20 protein-coding genes and 1 riboswitch are annotated in these 20,792 nt (G+C 62.9%); of the genes, 7 read left to right on the forward strand and 13 right to left on the reverse strand.

Annotated elements, in window-relative coordinates; genetic code table 11:
* Window positions 1-14 precede the first annotated feature (14 nt).
* From AACH87_RS13435 to AACH87_RS13445, 3 genes are all read left to right on the forward strand, one after another.
* On the forward strand, window positions 15-1,319 hold the full coding sequence (locus AACH87_RS13435) for a TRAP transporter large permease subunit (RefSeq protein ID WP_338794963.1): 1,305 nt from the start codon (window positions 15-17) through the stop codon (window positions 1,317-1,319).
* A gap of 64 nt (window positions 1,320-1,383) precedes the next feature.
* Complete coding sequence (crcB, locus tag AACH87_RS13440) at window positions 1,384-1,767, forward strand: fluoride efflux transporter CrcB (protein ID WP_338794964.1); 384 nt, start codon at window positions 1,384-1,386, stop codon at window positions 1,765-1,767.
* A 92-nt stretch (window positions 1,768-1,859) separates the two neighbouring features.
* Window positions 1,860-2,723 (forward strand): TIGR00730 family Rossman fold protein, encoded by an 864-nt coding sequence (locus AACH87_RS13445; RefSeq protein WP_338794965.1) that lies wholly within the window; start codon window positions 1,860-1,862, stop codon window positions 2,721-2,723.
* Window positions 2,724-2,766: 43 nt separating this feature from the next.
* On the opposite strand, the gene bluB is transcribed toward AACH87_RS13445, so the two are convergent.
* The 8 genes from bluB to AACH87_RS13485 are packed head-to-tail and all read right to left on the reverse strand — an operon-like array spanning window position 2,767 to window position 10,824.
* Window positions 2,767-3,471: a 5,6-dimethylbenzimidazole synthase gene (gene bluB / locus AACH87_RS13450; RefSeq protein WP_338794966.1), complete on the reverse strand. Its 705-nt coding sequence runs from the start codon at window positions 3,469-3,471 to the stop codon at window positions 2,767-2,769.
* Window positions 3,472-3,488: 17 nt separating this feature from the next.
* Window positions 3,489-4,058: a cob(I)yrinic acid a,c-diamide adenosyltransferase gene (cobO, locus tag AACH87_RS13455; RefSeq protein ID WP_338794968.1), complete on the reverse strand. Its 570-nt coding sequence runs from the start codon at window positions 4,056-4,058 to the stop codon at window positions 3,489-3,491.
* Window positions 4,048-4,842 carry an ABC transporter ATP-binding protein gene (locus AACH87_RS13460; protein ID WP_338798955.1) on the reverse strand — a complete coding sequence of 265 codons (795 nt, stop codon included), beginning with the start codon at window positions 4,840-4,842 and terminating at the stop codon, window positions 4,048-4,050. The genes cobO and AACH87_RS13460 overlap by 11 nt, the downstream gene beginning before the upstream one ends.
* 44 nt (window positions 4,843-4,886) lie before the next feature.
* On the reverse strand, window positions 4,887-5,924 hold the full coding sequence (locus AACH87_RS13465) for an iron ABC transporter permease (protein ID WP_338798956.1): 1,038 nt from the start codon (window positions 5,922-5,924) through the stop codon (window positions 4,887-4,889).
* A gap of 43 nt (window positions 5,925-5,967) precedes the next feature.
* Window positions 5,968-6,954: a helical backbone metal receptor gene (locus tag AACH87_RS13470; protein WP_338794969.1), complete on the reverse strand. Its 987-nt coding sequence runs from the start codon at window positions 6,952-6,954 to the stop codon at window positions 5,968-5,970.
* Window positions 6,951-7,544 carry a bifunctional adenosylcobinamide kinase/adenosylcobinamide-phosphate guanylyltransferase gene (cobU, locus tag AACH87_RS13475; protein ID WP_338794970.1) on the reverse strand — a complete coding sequence of 198 codons (594 nt, stop codon included), beginning with the start codon at window positions 7,542-7,544 and terminating at the stop codon, window positions 6,951-6,953. The genes AACH87_RS13470 and cobU overlap by 4 nt, the downstream gene beginning before the upstream one ends.
* Window positions 7,545-7,552: 8 nt before the next feature.
* The gene (locus AACH87_RS13480) at window positions 7,553-8,938 is read right to left on the reverse strand and encodes a cobyrinate a,c-diamide synthase (RefSeq protein ID WP_338794971.1); all 1,386 of its coding nucleotides are present in this window, start codon (window positions 8,936-8,938) and stop codon (window positions 7,553-7,555) included.
* Window positions 8,935-10,824, reverse strand: a complete 1,890-nt coding sequence (locus AACH87_RS13485; RefSeq protein ID WP_338798957.1) for a TonB-dependent receptor — start codon at window positions 10,822-10,824, stop codon at window positions 8,935-8,937. The genes AACH87_RS13480 and AACH87_RS13485 overlap by 4 nt, the downstream gene beginning before the upstream one ends.
* An 84-nt stretch (window positions 10,825-10,908) precedes the next feature.
* Window positions 10,909-11,149, reverse strand: a riboswitch (cobalamin riboswitch).
* Window positions 11,150-11,483: 334 nt separating this feature from the next.
* Here AACH87_RS13485 and AACH87_RS13490 point away from each other — a divergent pair.
* The 3 genes from AACH87_RS13490 (at window position 11,484) to AACH87_RS13500 (ending at window position 13,246) form a co-directional block, all read left to right on the forward strand.
* A complete protein-coding gene (locus AACH87_RS13490; RefSeq protein WP_338794972.1) occupies window positions 11,484-11,720 on the forward strand; it encodes a DUF904 domain-containing protein in 237 nt (78 codons plus the stop codon).
* Window positions 11,717-12,073 (forward strand): cell division protein ZapA, encoded by a 357-nt coding sequence (locus AACH87_RS13495; protein ID WP_338794973.1) that lies wholly within the window; start codon window positions 11,717-11,719, stop codon window positions 12,071-12,073. Before AACH87_RS13490 ends, AACH87_RS13495 begins: the two co-directional genes overlap by 4 nt.
* Window positions 12,074-12,430: 357 nt before the next feature.
* Window positions 12,431-13,246, forward strand: coding sequence for a sulfite exporter TauE/SafE family protein (locus tag AACH87_RS13500; RefSeq protein WP_338794974.1), 816 nt, complete (start codon window positions 12,431-12,433; stop codon window positions 13,244-13,246).
* A gap of 74 nt (window positions 13,247-13,320) precedes the next feature.
* Here the strand turns inward: AACH87_RS13500 and AACH87_RS13505 are convergent, their stop codons facing one another.
* The 4 genes from AACH87_RS13505 to hemN all read right to left on the reverse strand — a co-directional run bounded on the left by AACH87_RS13505 (window position 13,321) and on the right by hemN (window position 19,476).
* A complete protein-coding gene (locus AACH87_RS13505) occupies window positions 13,321-15,696 on the reverse strand; it encodes an EAL domain-containing protein (RefSeq protein ID WP_338798958.1) in 2,376 nt (791 codons plus the stop codon).
* Window positions 15,697-15,728: 32 nt separating this feature from the next.
* Entirely contained in the window at window positions 15,729-17,048 is a 1,320-nt protein-coding gene (locus tag AACH87_RS13510) for a DUF3391 domain-containing protein (protein WP_338794976.1), read from the reverse strand.
* Window positions 17,049-17,358: 310 nt separating this feature from the next.
* Window positions 17,359-18,090, reverse strand: a complete 732-nt coding sequence (locus tag AACH87_RS13515; protein ID WP_338794978.1) for a sulfite exporter TauE/SafE family protein — start codon at window positions 18,088-18,090, stop codon at window positions 17,359-17,361.
* Between the two features lie 3 nt (window positions 18,091-18,093).
* Window positions 18,094-19,476 carry an oxygen-independent coproporphyrinogen III oxidase gene (gene hemN, locus AACH87_RS13520; RefSeq protein WP_338794979.1) on the reverse strand — a complete coding sequence of 461 codons (1,383 nt, stop codon included), beginning with the start codon at window positions 19,474-19,476 and terminating at the stop codon, window positions 18,094-18,096.
* A gap of 189 nt (window positions 19,477-19,665) precedes the next feature.
* On the opposite strand from hemN, the gene fnr reads away from it, so the two are divergent.
* A complete protein-coding gene (gene fnr / locus AACH87_RS13525; protein WP_338798959.1) occupies window positions 19,666-20,388 on the forward strand; it encodes a fumarate/nitrate reduction transcriptional regulator Fnr in 723 nt (240 codons plus the stop codon).
* A gap of 81 nt (window positions 20,389-20,469) precedes the next feature.
* Here the strand turns inward: fnr and AACH87_RS13530 are convergent, their stop codons facing one another.
* A complete protein-coding gene (locus AACH87_RS13530) occupies window positions 20,470-20,763 on the reverse strand; it encodes a hypothetical protein (RefSeq protein ID WP_338794980.1) in 294 nt (97 codons plus the stop codon).
* Window positions 20,764-20,792: the final 29 nt, after the last annotated feature.

Genomic DNA, 20,792 nt, shown 5'->3' on the forward strand with positions numbered 1-20,792 from the left:
ACGGATTGCACACCATGAGTGATATCGCCATTACCGGCCTGCTGGTGCTCTCGCTGTTCCTGATCCTGGGCAGCGGCGTCTGGATCGGGCTCACGCTCTCAGGCGTTGCCTGGATAGGCATGCAGCTCTTTTCTGCGCGCCCTGCAGGCGATGCCATGGCCGTCACCATCTGGGGCAGTGCCTCCAGCTGGACTCTTACGGCCCTGCCCCTGTTCATCTGGATGGGTGAAATCCTTTTTCGCACCCGGCTGTCGCAAGACATGTTCAAGGGTCTGGCCCCCTGGGTGCAAAGCCTGCCTGGGCGCTTGCTCCATACCAATGTGGTGGGCTGCACCATCTTTGCCGCCGTGTCGGGCTCCAGCGCCGCCACCTGCGCCACCATTGGCAAGATGACCCTGCCAGAGCTGACGCGGCGTGGCTACCCCGAGCACATGGTGGTGGGCACGCTGGCCGGGGCCAGCACGCTGGGGCTGCTGATTCCGCCGTCCATCATCATGATCGTGTATGGCGTCTCGGCAGAGGTTTCCATCTCGCAGCTGTTCATTGCAGGCGTGCTGCCCGGCATTCTGCTGGCAGCCCTGTTCTCGGGCTACATCATGGTCTGGGCGCTGCGCCATCCTGAGCAGGTGCCCGCTGCGGATGTGCGCATGAGCTTCATGCAAAAGCTCTCGGAATCGCGCAGCCTGATCCCCGTGGTGCTGCTCATCGCAGCGGTGCTGGGCAGCATCTACACCGGCTTTGCAACCGCAACGGAAGCCGCCGCCGTGGGCGTGGTGGGCTCGCTGGTGCTGTCGGCTGTGCAGGGATCCATGAGCTGGAGCGCCTTCAAGGAATCGCTGATGGGTGCCACGCGCCTGTACTGCATGATTGCGCTCATCCTGGCCGGGGCCGCCTTCCTGACCCTGGCCATGGGCTACATCGGCCTGCCCCGCCATCTGGCCGAGTGGATTGCATCGCTGGGGCTGAACCAGGCGCAACTCATCATTGCGCTGGCCATTTTCTACATCGTGCTGGGTTGTTTTCTGGATGGCATCTCCATGGTCGTGCTGACCATGGGCGTGCTCATGCCCACGGTGCAGGCCGCTGACATCGACACCATCTGGTTCGGCATCTTCATCGTGCTGGTGGTCGAGATGGCGCAGATCACCCCCCCGGTCGGCTTCAACCTGTTCGTGCTGCAGGGCATGACCGGACGCCAGCTGCCCTGGATTGCGAAAGTTGCCATGCCCATGTTCCTGCTCATGTGCGGTGCTGTGGCCTTGATCTACGTTTTTCCTGGCATCGTGACGTGGCTGCCACAGCAAATGGCTGCGCGCTGACAGATATTGCGCGATACCGTCAGGCTGTCACCAATGCCCCATGCCGCACTGCTACAGTGACGGCATGTGGCAAGTTATTTCGATCTGCGCCGGGGCATGTGTGGGCGCGCTGGCCCGCTGGCAACTGGGCCTGTGGCTCAACCCTGGTGGGCTGATTCCCTGGGGTACCCTCGCGGCCAACCTCATTGGCGGCTACCTCATCGGTGTGTGTGTTGCGGTGTTCCAGGCCCTGCCACAGCTGGATCCGGCCTGGCGTCTGGCGCTGGTCACAGGCTTTCTGGGCGCACTCACCACGTTCTCCAGCTTCTCCGCAGAAGTCGTAGGCATGCTGCAGCAGCAGCGCTACCTGCTGGCCTTGGGCACCACCGCTGTGCATCTGTTGGGCTCGCTGCTGCTCACCGTCATCGGCATGCATAACGCTACATTTTTAATAGCTTCTCGCGCTTGATGAATAAGCGCCAGAGCATGATTTGACTCACACCACACTTTCCTTTGCATTTGCGGCGCAGCCTGCAAAACCGATCACCCGGAAGAAAAACCATGGAAGCCAACACCCAACTCAACGAACGCCGCCTGGCCGATGCCTGGGCCGAACTGCACACCCACGCTACCAACGGCAACCCGCTGCACTCTGACGCCTACCGCATGGCGTTTGCCGACCCCGAGTTCCTCTTTCGCCGCGAGACGCGGGGCATCCGCTTTCAGCTGGAAATGCTCAAGCCCGACCTGGGTCAGGCCGACCAGGGCATTGAAAACACCGTGGTCGTGTTTGGCAGCGCCCGATTTGTCGACCCCGAGGCCGCGCAAAAGCAACTGGCTGATGCCGAAGCCAGTGGCGACACCGCGCTGATTGCCCGCGCCAAGCAGGCCGTACGCAACGCACAGCACTACGACCTGGCCCGCCAGTTCTCACGCTTGGTGGCGCAATACAGCAATGGCAAGCCCGAGTCCGAGCGCCTGTACATCTGCACCGGCGGCGGCCCCGGCATCATGGAAGCCGCCAATCGCGGCGCACACGATGAAGGCGCGCTGAACGTGGGCCTGAACATTGCCCTGCCCCACGAGCAGAGCGGTAACCCCTACATCACGCCCTCGCTGTGCTTCAAGTTCCACTACTTCGCGCTGCGCAAGATGCACTTCATGATGCGCGCCAAGGCGCTGGTCGCCTTCCCCGGTGGCTTTGGCACGCTGGACGAGCTGTTTGAAGTGCTGACCCTGGTGCAAACCGGCAAGGCCAAGCCCGTGCCCATCGTGCTGTGCGGCACCGCGTTCTGGAAGAAGCTCATCAACTTCGAAGCGCTGGTCGAAGAAGGCACCATCTCGGCGCAAGACCTCAAGCTCTTCCACTACACGGACGACCCGCAGGAAGCCTGGGACTACATCAAGGCGTTCTACCAGCTCTGAGCGCCGCCGCTGTGCGGCACATGGGCCGGACTCAGCCCAGGGTCTAGCCCTGCGCTGCTGCAATTACGGACGACGCAACGCCCCAAGCGTCGTCAAACACCACATCGCCCAGGGGCGCACGCTGGGCCCAGCGCTCTTGCTGGAGCATGGGCTCTTCGTAAAAGCCGTGTACCGGCCCCAGGCACAGCAAAGCGATGGGCTCGGCCCCTGCAGGCATGCCCACCAGGGCGGCCACGGCAGCCGGGTCAAAAATCGACACCCAGCCCATGCCCAGCCCTTCGGCGCGGGCAGCCAGCCACAGGTTCTGGATGGCGCAGGCGGCAGACGCCAGATCCATGCGCGGCAAGGTGCGGCGGCCAAAGATGTGGGCCTCGCGCCCATCGGCCAGGGCCACCACCAGCAGCTCGGCCGCGTCGAGCACGCCTTGTACCTTGAGCCGCATGAACTCCTCGCGCCGCATGCCCAGGGCATCGGCGGTGAGCAGGCGTTCAGCCTCTACCACCTCATGCAATTGCTGGCGCAGTACAGGCCGCGTAATGCGGACAAAGCGCCACGGCTGCATGAAGCCCACGCTGGGTGCATGGTGTGCCGCCCGCAGCAGCCGTTGCAGCACCTCGGGCGCGACAACCCCGCCCGCAAAGTGGCGCATGTCGCGCCGCTCGTCAATGGCGCGGTACACCGCACGGCGCTCGGCCTCGGTGTAGGGCTGGGCGGCCACGGTGGTGGTGGAGGGTTCAGTCGCGGGCATGCACGCCGTCCGCAGGTTCAGTCTTCAATACCGCGCTGCGCTGGCACCCCGGCCTGGAAGGCGTGCTTGATGAGTTTCATCTCGGTCACCGTGTCGGCCAGCTCGATGATCTCTTCGGGGCAGCGGCGGCCGGTGAGCACCACGTGCACGTCCTTGGGCCGGTCGCGCAGGGTTTGCAGCACACCTTCCAGGGGCAGCCAGCCGTAAATCAGCGGGTAGGTGATCTCGTCCAGCACCACCAAGAAGTGCTCGCCGCCCATGATGGTGGCGCGGGCCTTCTCCCAGCCGTCGCGAGCCAGTTGGGCGGAATGTTCCAGGTCCTGGCTCTTCCAGCTGAAGCCATCGCCCAGACCTTCGATGGGGATGCCGATCTTCTCGAACATGCGGTGCTCGCCAAAGCGGGCGGTGGGCACTTTCATGAACTGGTAGATCTTGACGGCCTTGCCCCGGCCATGGGCGCGCAGGGCCAGACCAAAGGCGGCCGTGCTTTTGCCCTTGCCGTCGCCGGTGTTGACGATGATGAGACCACGGCGTTCGCCTTCGGGCTTTTCGTAGCGTTTTTCGGTAGGTGCGGCTTCAATTTGCATCGGTTGGGTTCTCGTTCAGATCGTTAGGAGGCCGTGCGGGCGTGGCGTGCAACTGCGGCAGCGCCATCCATTGCCCGGCCACGCTGTGGATGGCAATGCGGCGGTCAAACACGCGTTCGACAGCGCGGTGGGTGGCAGGGTCGGCCGCTGCGCCGTGGTGCACCACGCGGCCACGCGCCAGCACGGTCACATGGTCGGCCTGCAGCGCCATCGATACCTCGTGCAGCACGCTCACCACCGTCTTGCCCTCGGCCACCAGGGCGCGCACCAGCAGCAGCCAGTCGGCCTGGTGCGGAGGGTCCAGGTTGGCCAGGGGTTCGTCCATCAGCAGCACCTGGGCCTGCACGGCCAGGGCACGGGCCAGCAGCACGCGCTGGCGCTCGCCACCCGACAAGCCCCCCAGCGTGCGCTGGCGCCAGTCCCACGCGTGGGTGGCGCGCAGGGCTTGCTCTACGGCGGCATGGTCGGCCGCGCTGGGCGGGGCCAGCCAGGGCTGGTGCGGCAGGCGGCCCAGCATGGCCACGTCGTACACCGTGAGGTCATCCGCCGCAGCCTCGTTCTGCCCCAGCCACGACAGGGCCCGCGCCTTGTCGCGCCGGGGCCAGTCGGCCAGGTCGCGCCCGAGCAGGCGCACGGTGCCGGTGTGCGGCATCAGCCCCGCCAGCGCGCGCAGCAAGGTGGATTTGCCCGCGCCGTTGGGGCCGACGATGCTCGTCCAGCATCCGGCCAGCAGGGGCAGATGGATGTCTTGCAGCACAGGGCATGGCCCTACGCTAGCGCCCATCTGATGGGCATAGATAGCTATCAACTCAGGAGCATGTACCGAACTCACAGCACGCCCCCCTGCCCCGTGCGCCGGTGCATCAGCCACAGCAGGTAGCCGCCACCCAGCACGGCGGTGAGCACACCCACAGGCAGCTCTTGCGGCGCAATCACCCAGCGTGCCAGCACATCAGCCCCCAGCAGCAGCACGCCGCCCATCAGGCTGGCCAGCAGCACCAGCCACGCGTGGGTGACCTTGACCATGGATCGCACCAGATGCGGCGCGGCCAGGCCCACAAAGGCAATAAGCCCCGTCTGCGCCACCGCCGTGCCGGTAGACAGAGCCAGCACGGCCACCAGCGCCACGCGCATGGGCACCAGCGGCAAGCCCAGGCTGGCAGCGGTGGATTCGCCCAGGCTCAGGCCATCCAGCGCACGGCTGAACACCCAGGCCCCGGCCATGCACACGCACCACGCCAGCAGCATCAGCACGCAGGACGCCCAGCCGATAAAGCCTGCGCTGCCCAGGTTGAAGCCCTGCATGGCGGCAATGATGTCGGGGGATGCCAGGGTGATGAGGTCTTTGATAGCGCCCAGCACCACGCCTACGATGACCCCGGCCAGCAGCAGGCGCAGCGTGTGCTGCACCCCACGCGCCAGTTGCAGCGTGAGCAGCACCGCCACGACGGCGCCCACAAAAGCAGCCCCCGTCAGCCCCAGCTTGGCCAGCCACGCGGTGGCGGGGGCCACACCAAACAGAGCCAGGGCGGAAGCTACGCCCAGCGATGCGCCCGAGGCGCTGCCCAGCAAAAACGGCTCGGCCAGCGGGTTGCGGAACAGGCCTTGCGCCACCGCGCCCGACAAGCCTAGCAGTGCGCCTGCCAGCCAGGCCCCCAGGCTGCGCGGCAGGCGAATGTCCCACACGATGCGGGCGGCCATGGGGTCGTCAGCCAGGCGCAGCACGCTGTCAAAACCCGTGCTGCCCACGCTGGCCCCCAGGGCGGTGAGCAGCACCGTGAGCACGGCCAGCGCCAGCAGCAGCCACGCTGCGCGCTGGCGCGGGGTGGTGAGACGTGTGTGGGCGGTGGCGCTGCGCGTGGGCATGTCGGCCATGGCGGGATCGGGAAGCGGGCTCATGGGCGAATATTCAAGGCTTGGGGCTGGAAGCCTGAGGCAGGGTCGATGGCGCAGCGGGCGCCTTGCGGGCCATCTTGTCGTTGATGCACTGGGCCATGATGCGCGCAGCCTCGGCCATGCGCGGGCCGGGGCGCACCACGGCGTCAGATTCTTCAGGCCCGTACACACACAGGCGCTGCAGGCGCACGGCCTGCAGGGTGTTCCAGCCGGGGTAGGACGCAGCGGCCTGCATGCTGCGGTTGCCCATCATGATGAGGTCGGGGTTGGCGCGCACCACAAACTCGGGGTTCAGGCGCGGAAACGGCCCCAGCGATGCGGGAATGACGTTCTTGACACCCAGGCGCGTGAGCGTCTCGCCGATGAACGAGGACTCACCCGCGCCATACGGCCCCCGGCTCACTTCAAAGTAGACCCGCGCGTTGCGGGCCTCCGGCAACAGGCTTTGGGCGGCGGCCGACACGGCAGCATCAATCACGCGCCACACCTTGTGCGCCGCATCGTCGGGTTGCCCCAGCAGCTGGGCCATTTTGACCAGCACGCGCTGCACATCCGCGTGGGTTTTGGGCTCCAGCGTGACGACGGGAATGCCCAGTGCCTCCAGCCGCTCGCCCGCGCGGGACGAGACAGACATCACCACCACATCGGGACGCAGCGCCACCACAGATTCGATGCTCGGGTCCAGCCCGCCACCCACCTTGGGCAGCTTTTGCACGCTGGCGGGGTGGTTGGAGTAGCGGTCAGTGCCCACCAGACGGTGGCATTGATCGAGCGCGCAAATGGTTTCGGTGAGCGAGGGCAGCAGGCTCACGATGCGCTGGGGCGGCCGGGGCAAGGTGATGGTGCGGCCCCGGTCGTCCGTCACGCGCACAGCGGTGCTGACCGCAGACGACGCCCCCTGAGATGACCCTTGCGCACGGGCCAACGACACCATGAGCACCAGCAGCAACAGCACAATGGCCAGCACCATCAGGATGCGGCGCACGGGGGTGGGTTTCATGGCAAAGGTTCTTTCAAAGTCAGGGGCAGGCCGGCCGCCATGAGCGTGACGCGGTCACACACCTGCGCCACCTGCTGGTTGAGCACGCCAAGCGCATCGACAAAGGCGCGCACTTCGCGGCCCATGGGGATGACGCCCAGGCCAATCTCGTTGCCCACTAGCACCACGGGGCCAGGAGCCCTTTCGATTGCTATCAAAAAGTGAGCTGCCTGCGCTTTCCAATCCAGCGCTAGAGCCTTTTTTTGTGTTGAATCCAGCGCGTCGTCGCCCGCAGGCATGAGCCAGTTGGTCAGCCACAGCGTAAGGCAGTCCACCACCACCAGCGTATGTGCGGTGCTGTGCCGGGCCAGGGCGGCGGCCAGGTCGCGGGGTTCTTCCAGTGTTTGCAGGCCGGGCACGCGCTCGGCCCGGTCGCGCTGGTGGCGGGCAATGCGCTCGCGCATCTCGTCGTCCCACGGTTGGGCGGTGGCGATCAGCACAGCGCCGTGCGCGGGTGATTGGGCCAGCCAGTCACGCGCCAGCAGCTCGGCACGGCGGGACTTGCCGCTTTTCTGGCCGCCCAGGATCAGCTCTGATTCGCTGTTTGGCATGGCAGGGCTCACGCAGCCACTCCACCCAGCAGGCGCGCCACAGCGACGGGGCTGGACGGGAACCATGCGTGGAAGTAGCTGGCGTGGATGCTGCCCAGGCGGTACAGCGCCTCACCCGCATCGGCTGCCACGGGCTCATCAGGCCGCGAGGTGCGCGCCACCACCGGGGCATCGCTTTGCGCAGTGGAGTAGTGGAAGGTGTGCCCGCGCAGGGTGTGCCCGTCTACCACCAGTTGTTGAGGGCCCAGCGCTGCCAGCCGTGGGTGTACGGTGACGTGGCCGGGCAGCAGGCCCCAGACAGGATGCTGGGTGCCATCGGTATGGGTGATGGATTCGAACAGCGCCATCATGCCGCCGCACTCGGCCCATAGTGGCTTGCGCTGCAGCACATGGGCCATCAGGCTGGCCTTCATGCCGGTGTTGGCGGCAATGCGGTCGGCGTGCAGTTCGGGATAGCCGCCGGGCAGCCATACGGCGTCGCAGTCGGGCAAGGCAGCGTCATCCAGCGGAGAGAAGAACACCACGCGCGCGCCCAGTTGCTCCAGCGTCTGCAGGTTGGCGGCGTAGGTAAAGCAGAACGCGGCATCGCGCCCCACCGCCACGGTGCGGCCCTGCAGCAAGGGCGACACATGCTGAATGTCTTCTGGTGCAGGGAAATCCACCGCCCAGCGCTGCAGGTCTTGCGGGCTCATCTGGCCCAGCGGGGTGGCAGCGAGTGCATCGGCGGCGGCGTCCAGCCGCTGGGCGCTGTCGGCCAATTCATGCGCAGCCACCAGGCCCAGGTGGCGTTCGGGCAGCAGGGCTGCGCCTTTTTTGCTGGCAGGGGCGGCATCGCCGTGGCTCACGCGCATCAGTGCGCCCATCCAATCGGCGCTGTCGCGCAGGCCGTCGCGCAGCATCTGCGCATGGCGCTCGCTGCCCACGCGGTTGGCCAACACGCCCGCCCAGGGCATGCCAGGGCGGTAATGCTGCAGGCCAAAGGCCAGCGCGCCAAAGGTGCCCGCCATGGCCGATGCGTCCACCACCGCCAGCACCGGCACGCCAAAGTGCTGGGCCAGGTCAGCCGCGCTGGGGGTGCCGTCGAACAGCCCCATCACACCTTCGATGAGGATGAGGTCGTTGCTCTGCGCTGCGGCATACAGACGCTGGCGACAGTCGGCCTCGCCGTTCATCCACAGATCGAGCTGGTGCACTGGCTGGCCGCTCGCGAGCTGATGCCAGTGCGGGTCCAGAAAATCCGGCCCGCACTTGAAGACCTGCACGCGCAGGCCCCGGCGCGTATGCAAGCGCGCCAGCGCGGCCGTCACCGTGGTCTTGCCCTGCCCCGAGGCCGGGGCGGCAATCAACAAGGCGGGGCAGCGGGCAGCGGCCTGCAAAGGAGCGGAGGATGTCACTGCGGTGCCCACTTCAGGCCCACAAACAGCGTGCGGCCGGGGGTGGCGTAAGTGCGGGCCAGCTGGTAGTCCTTGTCGGTCAGGTTGTCCACGCGGGCCAGCAAGGTGTAGTCGCGCGCAATGCGGGTGCTGGCATACAGGTTGATCAGGGTGTAGCCACCCAGCACGTTGGTATTGGCCACCGTGTCATAGCGGCGGCCCGACGCCTGCACTTCGGCCCCCAGCGTCCAGCCAGCGATCACCGTGTCTGCCCCGAAGGTGCCGTGGTGCTTGGCACGGCGGGCCAGTTGCTTGCCTGTGTCCAGATCACGCGGGCGCTGCAGGTCAAGCGAGCCGTGCAGTTGCACGGTGCCGATACGGTGCGACGCTGCCAGCGTCACGCCCTTGTATTCGGCACGGGCGGTGTTGGCGTAGCAGCCCTGAGTTTGCAGCGGCGAGCATGCCGATGCGCCCACAAAGCTGATCAGGTTGGTAACGCGGTTGCGATAGGCCACGGCCGACAAGCTGCTGTCCCCCTGCGCGTAACGCAAGCCCAGTTCCGCATTGCGCGCAGACTCTGGCCGCAGCGAGGCAACGCCGTACTGGCTGAAGCGCTGGTACAACGTGGGCGCACGGAAGGCCGTGCCCACCGAGGCCGTAGCACGCCACTGGGGCGTGATGGCGTAGCCATAGGCTACGCTGCCGGTGTTCTTGCCACCAAACTCGCTGTCATCGTCATGCCGGGCATTGACGTGGATGGTGTGCCCCCCCGCATTGAAGCCATAACCCAAAGCCAGTGCGTTTTGCGAACGATCGCGGTCGATGGGCTTGTTCTCCAGGTGGTCTTCACGGCGCTCCAAAGCCGCGGTGATCAGGTGCGCGCCCTGGCGCCATTCGTTCTGGAACAGATAGCCGCGCAGGCGGGTATCCGACAGGTAGACCGTGGGTGTTGTTTCGTACTTGTCGCGCGAGTCGGTGATGCTCAGGCGGGTCTTGTAAGCAGTGCTCCACTGCGCGAGCCAGTTCAGACCCAGTGCGTGCATGGTGTGCAGGTTGCGGTCATCCTTGCCCAGGCCGCTGTCGTATCCGCTGTTGGTGTCGCCCACCATAAGCGAGCCTTCAAGCCTGTGGGCCGAGTTCAATTGCAGACCGAGGCGTGCATTGCCGGCCGTGTTGCGGTAACCGTCCTTGTCGGGGTTCTGGCCTGCAACGGGTCGGGCATTGAAGCCATCGCTTTCGTCGCGCATGAGCCCCAGCGAGTAGTCCACCGTGCCGCTGGCGCCACTCACACCGGCTTCCAGCTTGGTGGTGGCACGGTTACCCACACCCACGGAAACGAAAGGCGCGACGCCCTTTTCGCCACGCTTGGTAAAAATCTGGATCACCCCACCCATGGCGTCAGACCCGTAAACCGCGCCAGCAGGCCCCCGCAGCACTTCGATGCGGTCAATCAACCCGAGTGGAATCGTCTCCCAGGCGGCGCCGCCGGTGGATTGCGAATCCATGCGCACGCCATCGATGTAGACAGCAGTAAAGCGGGTTTCAGCGCCACGCAGGAACAGGCTGGTGGTCGTGCCTGGGCCACCATTGCGGGACATCTCTACCCCAGGCAGACGGGCCAGCAAATCGCCAAGACCAGTGGCACCGCTGCGCTCGATGCTGTCACGGTCCACGATGGAGACATCCGCCACCAGGTCAGACAATGGCTGCTCGGTGCGTGTAGCAGCCACCACCATTTCAGACATCGATGGCGAACGCAGGTTTTGAGCCAGTTGGACTGTTTCGGAAACGTTCTGGGCGTGGACAGTCAGGGACGCTGCGCACAGCCCCGCAGATGCCAGGGCGAACCACAAGGGACGCAGGGACGGAAGCACCTGGGTGCGAACGCAAGGTGTAGAGAACTTCATCATGGGAAACACAAACGACAAACAACCCGTGCCGGCCTCCCCGCCAGCATGTGGGTGATACGGCTGCGCTGTGATGCATTGCATCGACGCAGCCACCGTGTTGGCCGGTATCCGGGCTGGCGGAAACACCCTCCACCGCCTTCCCAGACGCTTGTTCAAGGCACCCAGTGGCGTGATGTGTGAAGAGAGGATCAATCGATCCGTCCGCTGACCGTTGCGGGGGCAGCGCAGGCCGGGCATCCCATGGTGCGGGCAAACCTTCCTGCTTCCCGTTGAACTGCAGCCTGTGAACCAGTCTGCGAGCACCAACTCGCCGATTCTAGAACCTGTTCAAGATCTTTTTGGGGTCGCACAAGTGTCTTGCCGGGCGCCCGGCTAGGGGATGGGCTGCTAGGCGCAGCGCGCCGCCAATAGCCCGTGCTATTGGCAAGCGGTGCAACAACGCAGACCGCCCGGCAAGCCACTTGCCCGAAGGGTTGGAGTGAAATTGGGCGATTGGACGCCCCGGCTGCTTGCATGGGCACGAGCCCATGCGGCGCATCCGTTGCATCCACTCATCCCGATTGCACTCCAATGCGATCCCCAAAAAGATTTTGAACAGGTTCTTAGGGCCTCGATGGGTACGGCTGGAAACGGACGACTCTACAATCGAGGGTTGTATGGCAGAACCCTCCACCACCGATCAGATCGCAGAGCGTGTTGAGCGCCTGCTGTTGCGACACGCTGAATTGCAGCGCACCAATGCGTTGCTGTCCGATCAGGTGCGCACCCTCACCCAGGAACGGGACTCGCTCAAGTCGCGCCTGAATGCCGCGCGTGCGCGCGTGGATGCGCTGCTGGAGCGCCTGCCCTCGTCCACAGCGCCAGCCCCCCTCACACCCAAGGACCCTGAATGAAGCAGATCGAGGTGCAGATCCTCCAGCAAAGCTACCTGCTGGCCTGTCCGGAGGGACAAGAGTCTCGCCTTCTCGACGCCGTGGAAAGGGTGGACACGGCCATGACCCGCATCCGCGACGCAGGCAAGGTGCGGGCCCGTGAACGCATCGCCGTGCTGGCGGCCTTGAATCTGGCCTTCGAAATTGCGGACCGGGACGCTGCGGCCCTGGCGGCAGCGCCTTCGCCTGCGGCAGCAGCGCAGTTCAACCCCGGTGCCGTGACGTCCACGCCAAGTGCAGAGGAACAGGCGCGGCTCGACTCCTTGTTGGCGCGCCTGGACCAAGCGCTGGAGCAAGACGGCCAGTTGCTCTGAACCGGCTCCCGCAAAGGCGGGTGCTGGCGCAAGACACGGCGTTCACAAAGCCTGCACGGTCAACGCAGATTTTGCCGCCACCCGCCCTGTGAAAGACCTACAATGGCAACGTCTGCGGCGTTGCCGGGCTTTATATTTCCTTGAACCAATGCTCACTGAGCACGGGCTTGGTACATCGCCTGATGAGCGTGATCGTCTCGCGTCAGATGAACCCAACGTCAGACTGCCCTCGCCCACCTGAACCCCCGGTTCAGGATGCCGGTCCGGTGGCGTCCGCAGACACCTTATTTCATCCATTGCTGCCCCTGCATCCGTCAGTTCTGCGGCAGCAGTTCCCTCAGCCTCTGCAGGTCTGCCATGCTCGATCCCCTCTTGATCATTGAACTGGGCGCACTGGGCCTGTGCACGGGTTTTCTGGCAGGGTTGCTGGGTATTGGCGGAGGCATGCTGCTGGTGCCTTTCCTCACATACATCCTCGGTGCCAGACAGGTTGCCCCAGACCTGGCAGTGAAGATGGCGATTGCCACATCCATGGCCACCATCGTGTTCACCTCGGTATCCAGCGTCCGCGCACACCACAAGCGCGGAGCGGTTCGCTGGGACATCGTGACCAAGCTTGCACCGGGCATTGTGCTCGGCGGGTTTGCAGCAAGTCTGGGCGTGTTCGCACTGCTCAAAGGCTCTTTCCTGGCAGTCTTCTTTGGCCTGTTCGTCAGCTTCTCTGCCACGCAAATGTTTCTGGACAAGAAGCCCGCGCCCAGCCGCCAGATGCCAGGCACAGCAGGCCAGTTGGGCGCCGGGGGCGTGATTGGTTTTCTTTCAGGGCTGGTGGGTGCAGGAGGGGGCTTTGTCAGCGTGCCCTTCATGACATGGTGCAACGTCCCCATTCATAACGCGGTGGCAACCAGTGCAGCACTGGGTTTTCCCATCGCACTGGCCAATGTGGTGGGCTATGTGGTGGGCGGGCAGTCGGTTGCCGATCTGCCCGCCGGTTCGCTGGGTTATCTGTGGTTGCCGGCGTTGGGTGTGATTGCCACTTGCAGTGTGCTCACCGCGCCTTTGGGAGCGAAAGCGGCTCACAACCTTCCTGTCAAAAAGCTCAAACGCGTGTTCGCCAGCCTGCTTTTTGCCTTGGCGGCCTACATGTTCTGGAAAGGGGTCATGACGGCCTGATGGGCTTATGTCCCCGACTTATGTCTCCACCGGCACATACGGGCATCTCCCGCCGAATGTTCAATCCGTCCGCGCTACGTCCTTACAAGGGCATCTTTGAGCAGGGCACTGAACGCCTCTGCAGGTAACGCGGCGGAGCACAGAAAGCCCTGGAAATGATCGCAGCCCAGTTGCTGCAACATGGCTTTCTGCTCTGTGGTTTCCACGCCTTCAGCCACCACTTGAATGCCCAGTGCATGCCCCATGCTGACCACCGCACTCACGATGGCACGGTCACCACTGTCGCCCGGCAGACCCTTGACGAAAGACTGGTCTACCTTGAGTTTGTGAATAGGCAGCTTCTTGAGATACCCCAGGCTGGAATAGCCTGTCCCAAAGTCATCAATCGCCATGCTGACCCCCAACCTGGCAAGGCTATGCAAGCGTTGCTCGGTCTCCAGGGCATCCTGCAACAGGATGCTCTCGGTCAGTTCCAGTTCGAGCAAGGTGGCGGGCAATGCATATGCCGACAAGAGGTTGACCAGCCGGTCAACAAAATCAGGCTGACGAAACTCCAGGGCAGAAACGTTGACAGAAACCACGACAGGAGACCCCGAGCGCTGCCAGCGTGACGCCTCCTGGATGGCCTGCTCCATCACCCAGGCCCCTAGCGTGACGATATAGCCGGACTCCTCCGCGAGCGGAATGAACGTAGCTGGCGATACATAGCCAGCTTCGGGGTCGTGCCAGCGGATCAAAGCTTCCGCTCCCGTAATGCGGCCTGTGGTGATCTCTACCTGTGGCTGGTAGTGCAGGGACATCTGCCCCAACCCCAGCGCCTGCCGCATGGAATGCTCCAGCCGCATGCGGGAGAGCAAATCGGCGTTCATCGCAGGCTGGTAGAAACCATAGCTTCCCCGTCCCCGATCTTTGACCCGGTACATCGCCGTGTCTGCCTGCTGGATGAGGTCATCCAGCCCTGCACCATCAGCCGGGAACAGGGCAATACCAATGCTGCACTGGATGGAGAATCCCATTTCGTCCAAGCGAAACGGCCTGAGCATTTCATCAAGGATGCGACGGCACACGGCTTCGGCAACACTGGCGGAGCCTTCATGCAGGTAGATGACGAACTCATCGCCGCCCAGCCTGCACAGCAGATCCGTCTGGCGCAAACAAGTCTGCAGCCTTTCGGCCACCAGGCGCAGCACCCGATCCCCGAAGGGATGCCCCAGAGAGTCATTGATGATTTTGAAGCGGTCCAGATCCAGGAACAGAATGGAAAACTCCACTTCACGGCCCTGAGTCGAGGCAATCGCCTCTTCCACCCTTTTGCTGAGCATCAGGCGGTTGGGAAGACCGGTGAGAGCATCGCTGTAGGCCAGTTCTTCAATGCGTTTCTGCGCCGCATGTTGCGCAGTCAAGTCGCGCATGAATCCGATGCTCTGCATGACACGCCCAGCCTCATCGTGCAAGGCCACCCATGACAGCTGAACTGCACACGGCTCTGCATTCAAACGAGGCAGCCACAGCTCCCCTTCCCAGAAGCCAGTCTCTTTCCACGTAGGCAACACCCGGTCCATCAGATTCCCTCGGGTATCTGCAAGGAACAAGGATTCTGTGGGAGCCCCGTCGTAGGCCCCCATTTCGACGCCCATGAGTTTTGCGCAACCAGGATTCATGCGCAGGACGTTGTGCTGGCTGTCCGCAATAAAGATCGCATCCAGGCTGGATTCGAACACCCTGGCTGCCAGCTTGAGGCTTGCCTGCGCCTCTGTCTGCCGCGTGATGTCGCGAAACGAGTAGACGCGCCCTAATGGCAGGCCACGGATGAATTGCGGTACAGATCGCCGCTCAAGTACGACCCCAGTGGACAACTCCAGAACATCGACGCTTTCATTCACGGGATCCGCCATGATCTGCGCCAGTCTGTCCGCGTAGGCAGAAAGATCGCGAACCTGATCCGCCATGTGGGCGAACACGGCGGGGTCATCGCGATGGGTCAGCAAGTTTGCAGGAATACGCCATAGCTTCACCAGCCGCTGGTTGAAAGCGCGGATGCTCCCATCCATGGCACAAACCAGCATGCCGTCAGCTGCAGAGTCCAGGGTTGCACGCAGCTCAGACAGCAAGGTTTCCAGCTCACGTTCCGTGGCGTGCTGCGAAGATCGGTCCAGCATGGCCAACAGAAATGCAGTGCCCCCCTCTGGCAACTGGATACGCGATACCCTGCGCTCCACATGTAGCAACGTACCGTCAGCACGCAAGATACGGGTATCTGAATGAATCCCCTCGGCAATCACATCGACCGGCTGCGCCCAAAATGCAAGGTCCTGGGGCGTCGCAAACAACTGCTGAACACCTGCCCCTACAAGCTCACACTCAGGCATCGCAAGCAGCGCCTGGGCCGCCCGGTTTGCAGCAATGACGCACAGGGATTTCTCATCGACGAGGCAGACGGCCTCCAGCATTGCATCCAGCCAAGGCTGGGGCAGCGGGTAGTTCACGACGGACGAACCTCTGCCTCAACTGTTTCAGTGCCGACAGCTCGCTCAAAAAAGTAGCAGATACGCTTGCGCGGAGACAGATAGTCCAGCGCATCGCGGGGTAGCTGCGAAGGCTTGAGACTGCGACGGATGCCCAACTCCGGAACCGTCTCCAGATCCAGGATAGGGGCTTCGTCTTTGGGAACGCGGGAATCGTGCACGATGACACGGGGCCGCAACGGGCGCGAGGAGTTCACCGATACAACAATCGCATAGCGGTCATTGACCAGCTGCACCACAGAACCGGGGGGATATACGCCCATCATGCGGATGAAAGCCCCCAGCACCACGGAGTCAAACCGCGCCTTGTGCTGCGCAAAAATGATGGAGAGGGTTTCGTGGGGCGTGCTGCCACCACCTCCGGCGGGGCTGCACATGCGATCGTAATGGTTCACCAGCGCCACAACCTGACTCGCACGGTCCAGCTCTTTGGCACCACGGCGCAGCGGAAAGCCTGAGCCATCCACCATTTCATGGTGTTGCGCAATGGTGGCCAGCACCTGCTTGCTCCACCCCATTCGCGTCGCCAGCGCTACAGAGGCCGCCACATGACTTTCATAACGCGAACGCTCGGCCAAAGTCATCGTAGGTGATGCATAAGCCAGCTGCAGAGGCATTCCTACCTTGCCGATGTCGTGCAGCAAAGCAGCGGCCCCCAGGTCATGCAACTCCTCGCTTTTCATGCCGAGTGCCTTGCCGAGCAGCAGGCTGAGCACCATCACATTGATCTGATGCAAGGCCCCAGGCTCTCCGACGCCCTCAGACAACAAGCGGATGGCTGAATCACCGTTTTCCAGCAGGTCCGCCACGCATTCCGATACCAGAGCCTCGCCTTCCGCATAGGCTACCTGGGGCTGGTCACCAACCAGCTTTTCCAAAGCCACATATTGGCGGGTTGCGAGCCGGAATCTTCGGTCACATGCCTCAAGGGATACATTCTGGGCGGCCAACAAAGCCCGACGACGAAGCGCAGCGTTGTCTGGCTGGGGCTTTTCCTGCGCAGTTACAGCGCCAGCATTCGCTTCGCTGATGGCGTCTTGAGGAGAGGGAGCTGCAGAGATTGCTGATGCAGGGATGCCATCCCTGAACTCGGGGTCGCTTTTTTTAGGTATGTACTTGATCTGACTAAGACCCAGCTCACGCAAAGTCGCGATCTGTTCCGCGGACCCGACTCTGAAGCTGCTGACCGGAAAAGGATGATGCATCCAGCCCAAATCGAGCTGGATGTACATGCCAATGCGCAGCTGGCTGATATCGATAAGAACAGCGGTGTTCACGACACGACGAGCAGGAGGGGGGAGTAACAATAGAGCGACATTTGTGAGAGACCATTATCACCAGTTCTCCCCTGCTCACCGATGATGTGAGCGACTGCTGCACTTATTCAGGTGTGCCCCGCGCACCCGTTGTTGATCAGAACTACACGGTAGCGCCAAGCAGCGAATGCAACAACTGCACTCAAAACACAACATTTAGCTACGCACCAGCCCGGGCCGAGCACTTTGTAAGCGTGCAAAAAAACAACGTGCCGGATCAACAGCTTTGCACTGTCCGGGCCAGCCCCAAAGCAGCGTGGTCAAAGCCGGATCAACGGCACCAGAGGGAGGGCTTGTAGACCAGATCCATCCACAAAGCCCACACGGCTACGCCACACAAAAGCCCGCCGCTGATACGGGTGCCCCACTGACCTCGCAAAGCACGCAGATGTCCCTGGGCCCACTTCCAAACCAGCGGCCCGCCCGCCAACCACACCCCGCTGCCCAGAGCAAAAAAAGCCATGGTCAAGGCACCCTGTGCAGAACCTCCACTGAGTGCAGCTACCAGCAATGCCGAATAAAGCAGGCCACAAGGCATGAGAGCCCAAAGGGCCCCTGCAGTGGCTGCCCCGCCAGGGCTTCCGACCCAAGGGCCCACCTTGCTCCACACGGCACGACCGGCCTGTTCCACCCACACAGGCTGACGAGATTGCACCATCATCATCAGTCCCCAGCCCAGCACTGCCACATGCATCAAGGTCCACACGGGCCGCAGCGCCATGGATTGCTGGGAGACCCAGGCGAGGCTTTCCATCGCCCAAGCGGCCAGCGCCCCCATCGAGGCATATCCGGCCAGCCGCCCCACATGAAAAGTGAGGGGGCGAACCCACACCTGGCGCGTGCGGTGCATTTGCCAGACCACAGACTGCTCTGCCCCGGCAACCGGCTTTACTCCCTGCCCCGCACCCGTGACTGCCGCACAGGGAGCTGAGCACATCGCAACACAATGCCCGCCCCCAGCAAGGCCCATGATCAGTGCAGTCCAGGCAACGGTAGTCAGCATGAATCAGATGATGCGCGAAAACCGTGCACGTGTGCGATCGGCCTGCAGATAGCGGTCAAAAACCATGGCAATGCCACGAACGAAAAACCATCCCATGGAGGTGACCCGCACCCCCTCATCACCCAGCTCCACCAGTCCCTGGTCCTGCATCTCCTCTAGGCGCTCAAGTTCCGCAGCGAAATAGCGACGGAAATCGATCAGCCATGCCTGCTCCATGGGCTCAATCAACAGCTCGCCCTGGCACATCAAGGCCATGATGGCGGCGCGCCGCACCAAGTCATCACGGTTCAGCGCAAGACCACGCACCACGGGCAAGCGCCCTTGATCGAGGTAGTCGTAATACTCTTCCAGAGTCTTGGCGTTCTGGCTGTAGGTGGCCCCCACCCGGCCAATCGCCGATACCCCCAGGCCAATCAGGTCGCAGTCTGGCTGCGTGCTGTAACCCTGAAAGTTGCGATGCAGGCGCCCCTGGCGCTTGGCAATTGCAAGGGCATCTGTAGGCAGGGCAAAGTGATCCATCCCCACATAGACGTAACCGGCCTCCAGAAACGCGTCCAGCGAGCGGGCCAGCATGGACACCTTGGCGCCTGCTGTTGGCAGTTCCGCTGAGATGATGCGCCGTTGGGGTTTGAAGCGCTCGGGCAAATGGGCGTAGGCGTACAACGCGATGCGGTCAGGGCGCAGCTGTGCAATCTGCTTCAGCGTGCGATCAAATGACTCAGGAGTTTGCCGCGGCAAGCCGTAAATCAGATCGACGTTGATGGAGTCGAAGCCGATGGATCGTGCAGACTCGACCAAGGCAAACACCTGCTCGGCAGGCTGCACCCGGTGCACAGCCTTCTGCACTTCTGCATCGAAATCCTGCACACCGAAACTCAGCCGATTGAAGCCCAGTTCAGCCAGCAAAGCCAACCTGTCGGCGTTGACAGTGCGGGGGTCCACCTCAATCGAATACTCACCGCCTGGCGCAAGGGTAAAGCTGCGCTTGAGCATGGACATCAACTCACGCAGCCCAACGTCGGAAAGGAACGTTGGAGTGCCGCCCCCCAGATGCAGCTGGCTGACCACCTGCCCTACACCACACTGGGCCGTGTGCAGGTCAATTTCCCGGCTCAGGTACCGCAGATAAACATCGGCGCGATCATGGTGTTTGGTAATGATCTTGTTGCAGGCGCAGTAGTAGCATAGCGACTCGCAAAAAGGAATGTGCACATACAAAGACAGTGGCATCGCCTTGGCACCGGTACCCAGCCCCCGCTGTGCGAGGGCCAGCGTGTAGTCCTCCTGCCCGAAAGCCTCCACGAAACGGTCCGCCGTGGGGTAGGAGGTGTATCGGGGGCCCGGCACATCAAACCGGGTGAGTAGTTCTGGGGTTACTGCGGTCATGGGGATATCCTTGCGTACTGGCTTACTGTGCCGCAGCCTTCTTTTTGCGTCCTTGACCTGCATCAAGTGAAACGATCTCCACTGGAGCGACAATTTGATGCATATCATCTGCTACTACTCGCAGACCGAGGCATGCCGGCCTCCCTCGTCGGGCACGATATGTCCGAACTACATCCAGGTATCTGTGCCATGAATCCGCTCACCATCAAAGTCGCTTGCTCAAACTGCAATCTGCGAGAACTTTGTATGCCTGTCGGCCTGAACGAAGAACAGCTCCAGCGCATCGACGAGGTGGTCGCAGTGCGCCGCAAGGTCAAGCGTGGCGGCACCCTTTTTCGCAATGGTGAGGCGTTCACATCGCTGTATGCCATTCGCACGGGCTTTTTCAAAACCTGCGTGGCGACGGAAGATGGCCGCGATCAGGTGACCGGGTTCCAGATGGCTGGTGAAATCATTGGTCTCGATGGCATCGTGAATGAACACCACACCTGCGATGCCGTGGCACTGGAAGACGCTGAAGTGTGCGTCATGCCGTTTGACCGCATTGAAGAGCTGTCGCGCGAAGTGACTGCCCTGCAGCACCACGTCCACAAGATCATGAGCCGCGAAATCGTTCGCGAACACGGGGTAATGCTGCTGCTGGGCAGCATGCGTGCTGAAGAGCGCCTTGCGGCCTTTTTGCTGAATCTGGTGCAGCGCCTGCATGCGCGCGGGTTTTCCCAGTCTGAACTGGTGCTGCGCATGACGCGTGAAGAGATTGGCAGCTATCTGGGTTTGAAGCTTGAAACTGTCAGCCGCACTTTCTCCAAATTTGTGGAAGAAGGCACTGTGGAAGTGCGACAGCGTCACGTCAGGATTCTCGACACCGACGCCTTGCGACGCATTGTCAACAACCAGCAGGCCTGCCACTAGGCCCACTGACGGAGCAGTAACCAGCTGCGTTCAACACACAATCCCTTCCCCGTTATCGCAACGCGGAAGGGATTTTTGTTATCAAGAGCAGGAAGGCGTCTTGCGGCAGTCGTCCGGGCGATCGTGCTCAGGTACAGGGCAGCGATTCAATTCAAACGGCGACATGGCCAGCAGTGTCGTCAACGCACTGGAAACCATGGTGAGTATCCAGAACGCAAAAAAAACGACCGTGTAAACACCACTGCGCGACAGCCCCAGAGGGTGACCAAACCAGTGCAGATCCTCCGGGTCCACCAAGGCAAATACCAGCATCTCCAGGCCGCCCGCCACCAGGAAGGCGGGCCATGCAATCCACATCAGGCGTTGCGTCCACATCGTTCTGTCTCCTTGCTGCTTGGCTTCAG

This window comes from Acidovorax sp. DW039 (assembly GCF_037101375.1).
In the GTDB taxonomy this organism is placed as follows: domain Bacteria; phylum Pseudomonadota; class Gammaproteobacteria; order Burkholderiales; family Burkholderiaceae_C; genus Acidovorax.